Consider the following 5,968-nt stretch of genomic DNA (forward strand, 5'->3'; position numbering starts at 1 on the left):
GGGCGGTGAAGTAGGCGCTGGTGGGGGCGCCCGAGGCGCGGTAGGCGGTGGCCGGGTCGCCGTCGGCGGCGGCGGAGAGCTGGGAGCCGGGGCGTGCCGGCGGGCCGCCGTGCGCGGAGAGCCTCTCCTGCGCGCGCGTTTTCCCGGCGGCGCCCGCCCACTCCTCGCCGAGGACGAGCGCATCGTCGAGGAACTCCTTCAGCACGCCCTTGCCGACGGTGGCCTCGCTGCCGACCGTCTCGCCGCGGAGTCCGCGCAGCTCCAACTGCGCCTGCCAGGCACGCTCGCCGTCCCCCGCCGCCTGCGCCCGCAGCATCCGCACGGCCGCCTCGCCCGCCTCGCCGTACCGCGCGAGCTGGCGCAGCCAGGGCGCGACCTCGTCGGCGAGCTCCTCGGGGACGTCGTCGGGGGCCGCGTGCATCGTGCCGAACTCCTGGCGCAGGCGGGCCCCCGCCTCCTCCAGGGCGTTCTGGTCGCCGTGGCGGTACGCGCGCTCCAGCTCGGCGACGAGCGGCGCGAGGTGCGCCGACTCGGGGGTGCCGAGCTCGGACGAGGCGTCGTTGCGCGCGAGGGAGCGCACCGCGGCACGGGTGCGCGCGTCGGCGCCCGGGCCCCCGGCAGCGGCGTCGATCGCGGCCCGCCAGGAGTCGTCCGCGCGGTAGGCGCGGGGGTTCCAGGCGAAGTCGGCGGCGGTGAAGAGGGGGATGCGGGAGGCGCGGGGCTGCTCTATCGCGTTGCTGAGCAGCGTGGCGGAACCGGAGGCGACGGCCGGGTCCCTGCCGGTGTAGGGGCCGAGGAAGAGGCGGTCCCTCGCCCAGTCGTTCACCGGGTAGTTGTCCGTCGTCACGACGGGGTGGCGGCCCAGCGCCGCGCGCGCGGCGGCGAGTTGGGGCCCGGTGATGGTGCGGGGGACGACGCCGACGCCGGTCCAGGCGATCTCGACGCTCCGGTCGAGCTTGTCGGCGAGCTCGGTGCGGTACGCCGTCGCGCCCTTCTGGTAGTACTCGGTCGGCATCACCGAGAGCGCCGGCGTCCGGGGGTGGTGCTTGCGGAGGTGCTCGGCCACGTCGTTGGCGAGCCCGGCCTGCGCCCGGGCCGCCGCTTCGGGGCCCGAGCCGTACTCGTCCGCGTCCTCGTCGCAGTGCCACTCGCTGTAGCTGACGTCCTCGAACCGGAGTTGGAAGGCTTCGAATCCGAGCGCGCGCATCGCGTCCAGCTTCTTCAGGAGCGCCTTGCGGTCGTCTTCGGAGGAGAAGCAGAGGCCCTGTCCGGGCGAGACCGCCCAGCCGAGGACGACGTGGTTGCGCCGGGCCCGGTCGGCGAGCCCTCGGAACCGGGCGCGCTGGGCCTGCGGGTAAGGGTCGCGCCACTGGGCGGCCTTGCGGTACGGGTCGTCGCCCGAGGCGTAGAGGAAGCGGTTCTGTTTGGTGCGGCCGAGGAAGTCGACGTGGTCGAGGCGCTCCTCGTGGGTCCACGGGCTGCCGTAGAACGCCTCGGCGGAGCCGCGGACCGCGGTCGTCGGCCAGTCCCGGGCGACGGCGCAGGGGAAGCCGCGCGCGTCGTCGGGGCCGCTGGTGAGGAGCTGCCGGAGGGTCTGCGCACCGTGGAAGAGGCCGTCGGCTCCCGCACCGTCGAGCGCGACGGTCGGACGTTCCCCGACTTCGCCGACGCCGAGGCGGTACCCGCCCGCGGGGAGGCCGCCGGTGCCCGGCGCGCGCAGGGACGCGAGCGCCTCGCGTGCGGAGCCGGCGCCGAGCCGTACCACGGTGCCGCGGGCCGGCAGCGCGTCGTCCGGTGCCAGTTCGACGAGCGTCTCGGCGCCGGCCTCGCGGAGCACCTTGCGCACCGCGTCGACGGCGTGGGGGTCGGCGTCCTCGTCGGCGACGAGGAGCGCGCTGCCGCCGACGGGCACGAAGCCGTCCTGCGCGCGGATGCTCCGGGGCCTGGGGAAGACGTCGGGGAGGTCGTCCCGTGCCGTCGGCTTCTCCTCGCCGCCGGTCGGGGGCGACTTCGGCTGTGCGGAGGGTGCCGCGTGCGCGGTCTGGCTGAGGAGGCACCCGAGGAAGGCGGCGGTGAGCGCGGCGGCCGCCATCTGCCGCCCGCCGCGATGGGGCGCGGCAGCGCGGCTGCGCGCGGTGCGTACGCGAGGGCGCCGGTGGCGCCCGGTGGGGGCGCGCTCGGGCGCCTCGGCCTCCGTCGCTGTGCTCACCGCGTCCTCCCCCTCTTTCCGCACCGCCTGCGCGCGGCCCCCACCGGAGGGGCAGTGAGCCCGCCACCGGGCGCGAGCCGGGTGTCAACGCGGGTGGCCGTACTGCCCGTTGTGCGGCGGACCGGAGATGCTCGGCACCGCCGGACGCCCTGTTCACCTGCAGGATGTCACGTCGAGTACCCGGTCGTGCACACAGGGTCGACGAACCCCGAGCGTGCGGCAAATTGTGAGGAAGCAAGCCCTCGTGGGACTCCGTTGTCCGCCGGCCTCCCGCACTTCACCGGCAAATCGCCGGTGAACCGTGCGTGACCTGGACCACGTTCCGCCGCCGATCACGTCTGCTCTCGACGCGACTGGGTAAGGCACCCTCTGACCATCCGAACGCGAGATCCGACGCTCCCGACGGAGCCGTCGCAACGAACGGAGGCCCCACGTGGCCGCGTCCGCCGAACTCCTCGTCTCCACCGCCCCGCTCCCGCAGCAGCGTGCGCTCTCCAAACCGGTGCACGAGCCGGTAGACCTCTCCGCCGTCGCCGACCTCGACGCGGGACTGGACGGCTCGTGCACATGCGACTGCCTCGACGCCCCCCTCACCAGCGAACCGCCGCTCGCCGACGCCACCCCGCTGACCAGCGAACCGCCGCTCGCCGAGCCGCCGCTCACCAGCGAGCCGACCGGCGCGGCCTTCGCCACGGAGCCCGCCGACATCTGACGCCCCGCCGCGACGACTCGGCCCGCGCCCCACACGACCGCCCGCCCCTCCGATGCCGTGGCGGCCCGCGTGGCGCGCAACCGCCCGGGTGCTGGGGTGGCCCGCCGCTGCCCGCGAGCGCGGCCGGCTCCCCGGGGCGGGCCGGCAACGCCGGCTCTGTGCTTGCCGGTTCGGGTCGACTCGGGGCGTGCCGTGCGAGTACGGGCCGCCGGGCGGCGCCGACCCCGTCGCGCAGCGCCGGAGGGCGTCGGTTAGATTGGCTCCCGTGAGCAACAAGGTCAAGAAGAACGCCCTGCGCGCCGGTACCGTCACCGCGGGCACAGCGCTGATGATGCTGCTGTCGTCCCCCGCGTTCGCGCTCACCCGCGACGACGGAGACGACCCCGGCAGCGGCCTCAGCGTGGCCCAGACCCTCGGTCTCTACGTCGGCCTGCCCGTCCTCCTCTTCCTCGTGATCTCCGGGCTCGTCGTCGCCGCTGAGAAGACGGGCAAGAAGGACAACTGACCCCGCGCGCGCCGGCGCCGTCGAGAACGGTGCCGTCGCGGTAGTGCGACAGCCTTGTCACAGCCGCGGCAAGGCAGTTCGGCCGTGCTGCTGCGGGGAATCGCGGGTGCATGACGCCTCACGCCCCGCTCACGCCGCGCCTGCCCGGGCAACTGCCGCCGATGCGCCGGGTGATGACCACCGAGGACCTCCGCGTCCACGGCGTCACCCCTGCCGAGGCCGAAGCGCGCTGCCGCCCCGGCGGCGGCTGGCGCACCTTGCTCCCCGGCGTCCATCTGCTCCACAGCGGGGAGCCCACCAGCGAGGACCGGCTCCGCGCCGCCCTCCTCTACGCCGCGGGACCCGCCCGCGAACACGCCGCCGCGCCGAGGCCGATGATCACCGGCCTCGCCGCGCTCGCCGTGTACGGCTTCTCCTCCGTGCCCACCCTCCGCGCCCTCGACTCCGTCGACGTCCTCGTCGACGGAGCCCCCGCCGTCCGCTCGACGTCGGGCGCGCGGGTCGTCCGCTGCCCGCAGCCCCCGGAGCCCGTGCTCCTCGCCGGGCTTCCGCTCGCGCCCGTCGCCAGGGCGGTCGCGGACGCCGTCGGGCAGCTCGCCGACCGGGTCGCGGTGCGGCGGCTCCTCGTCGAGGCGGTGCGGGGCGCGCACTGCGACGAGCGGGAGCTGATGCGGGAGTTGGCGGCCGTGCGGGCACTGGCGTTGCCGCGGGTGGCGGAGGCGGTCGGCGCGTTCCTCGCGGAGGCGCGTGCGCTCGCCGAAGGGAGGCTCTACGCCCTCGTCCGCGAGGAGGACCTGCCCGACCCGTGCTGGAACGTCGAACTCCGGCTGCCCGGTGGCGCGTTGCTCGGCGGTGTCGACGCGTACTGGCCGGACCGCGCCGTTGCCGTCGAGATCGAGTCCGGGGTGCCGCGCGGAGTCGCGGGGCCCGTGGTCCGCGTCGAACCGTTGGGCAGGCGGGAGCTGCTGGAGCGGCTCGGCGTGGTGCTGCTCCGCGTGACGCCGAAGGAGCTGCGCGAGCAAGGGGAGGACCAAGTCGCCGCGGTACGTGCGGCGCTGGCGTCGGCGCTGGAGCGGGAGCCGGCCGTGCGGCTCACGGTGATGCCGCGCTAGGTACGCGGGGCGTCGGACGCGGGCCGGGCGGCCGGTTCCCCGGCGGTGAGTGCCGTGCTGCGACGGCCCTTGCGGTGTGCGGCCATCCTCCCGTGAGGAACAGCCATGCCCGAGCAGGATCGTCTTTCCGCCCGCACCCCCGAGTTCGCGCGTATCGCCGAGCGCATCCAGCACGTGACCGCACTCACCTCACGGCTCGACGTCCTGCCGTTCGACGACACCGCCGGGCGTGCGGCGCTGCTGTCGGAGATCGTCGGCGAGCCGGTTCCGGACCCGGTCACCGGCTACCCGCCCTTCTACACGGACCACGGGCTGGGCATCGAGTTCGGTGAGTACGAAGCGGACGCCTGGCTCGGTGCCGGGGTCACGGTCGGGCGTGGCGCCGTGGTCGGCGCCGGTGCCGTCGTCACGAGGGACGTTCCTCCGCACACCCTGGTGAGCGCGCCGGCCGCCTTCGAGCGGAAACGGTGGGACGGTCGACCCCCGGGCGGGAATCGGGTGCGTGGCCGGCTGCGCCTGTCAGGTGAGCGTGCCGAAGTGCCGTTGTGAAAGGCATGGACCACACCGAGAAGCACACTCCCGGACTCGCGGACGTCGCGGTGGTGCGCCCGGGGCAGGACACGTACGACGAGCGCCGGGCCGGTTTCCAGCTCGCGCGCCCGCACCGGCCCGAGTTGATCGCGCTGCCCGCAGACGCCCGGCAGGTCGCCGCCGTGGCGGAGTACGCGCGCCGTACCGGACTGCCGCTCGCCGTGCAGCGGACAGGGCACGGCCGCACCGCGCCGACGGAGGGCGGCGTCCTCCTCGACACCGGCCGCCTCCGCGACGTCCGCGTCGACCCCGGCACCCGCACCGCCTGGGTCGCGGCCGGCGCGACCTGGCAGGACGTCCTCGACGCCGCCGCGCCGCACGGGCTGGCGCCGCCCAGCGGTTCGGCGCCGAGCGTCGGGGCCGTCGGGTACACGCTCGCCGGCGGGCTCGGGCTCCTTGCCCGGCAGTACGGTTACGCCGCCGACCTGGTGCGCCGCATGGACGTCGTGACGCCGCCGGGCGAGCGCGTGCGTGCCACGCCCGAGCACCGGGCCGAGCTCTTCTGGGCGCTCCGGGGCGGCGGCGGCCTCGGCACCGTCACGGGGATGGAGATCGAACTGCTGCCGGTGGCACGGGTCTGGGGCGGCAGACTCGTCTACGGCGAGCGCGACCTACCCGGCGTGCTCGCCGCCTACCCCGAGTGGACGGACGGGCTGCCGGAGGGGTTCGGCTCCTCGCTGGCGATCGCCGTCCAGCCCGACCTCCCCGCGGTACCCGAGGAGTTGCGCGGGCGGTACACCGTGCAGCTCGGCGTCGTCTGGAACGGCTCGGCAGCAGCGGGGGAGCGGCTCCTCGCGCCGCTCCGCGAGGACGCCGAGCCGCTCGCCGACACGTCGGGC

Annotated in this window: 6 protein-coding genes; 5 read left to right on the forward strand and 1 reads right to left on the reverse strand. The window is 75.6% G+C overall.

What is annotated here, in order from left to right; all coding sequences use genetic code 11:
• Positions 1-2,209: glycoside hydrolase family 84 protein (locus UWG_RS0118690; protein WP_016908736.1), on the reverse strand; the 2,209-nt coding region annotated here is incomplete at its 3' end.
• Between the two features lie 433 nt (positions 2,210-2,642).
• Here UWG_RS0118690 and UWG_RS0118695 point away from each other — a divergent pair.
• From UWG_RS0118695 to UWG_RS30450, 5 genes are all read left to right on the forward strand, one after another.
• On the forward strand, positions 2,643-2,921 hold the full coding sequence (locus tag UWG_RS0118695; RefSeq protein WP_016908737.1) for a hypothetical protein: 279 nt from the start codon (positions 2,643-2,645) through the stop codon (positions 2,919-2,921).
• A 265-nt stretch (positions 2,922-3,186) separates the two neighbouring features.
• Entirely contained in the window at positions 3,187-3,426 is a 240-nt protein-coding gene (locus UWG_RS0118700) for a hypothetical protein (protein ID WP_016908738.1), read from the forward strand.
• A 110-nt stretch (positions 3,427-3,536) separates the two neighbouring features.
• A complete protein-coding gene (locus UWG_RS0118705; protein ID WP_016908739.1) occupies positions 3,537-4,538 on the forward strand; it encodes a hypothetical protein in 1,002 nt (333 codons plus the stop codon).
• Between the two features lie 105 nt (positions 4,539-4,643).
• Entirely contained in the window at positions 4,644-5,087 is a 444-nt protein-coding gene (locus UWG_RS30445) for an LbetaH domain-containing protein (protein WP_016908740.1), read from the forward strand.
• A gap of 5 nt (positions 5,088-5,092) precedes the next feature.
• On the forward strand, positions 5,093-5,968 hold an 876-nt coding region (locus UWG_RS30450; protein WP_016908741.1), incomplete at its 3' end, for an FAD-binding oxidoreductase.

It is taken from the genome of Streptomyces xiaopingdaonensis (genome assembly GCF_000262345.1).
Classification (GTDB): Bacteria; Actinomycetota; Actinomycetes; order Streptomycetales; family Streptomycetaceae; genus Streptomyces; species Streptomyces xiaopingdaonensis.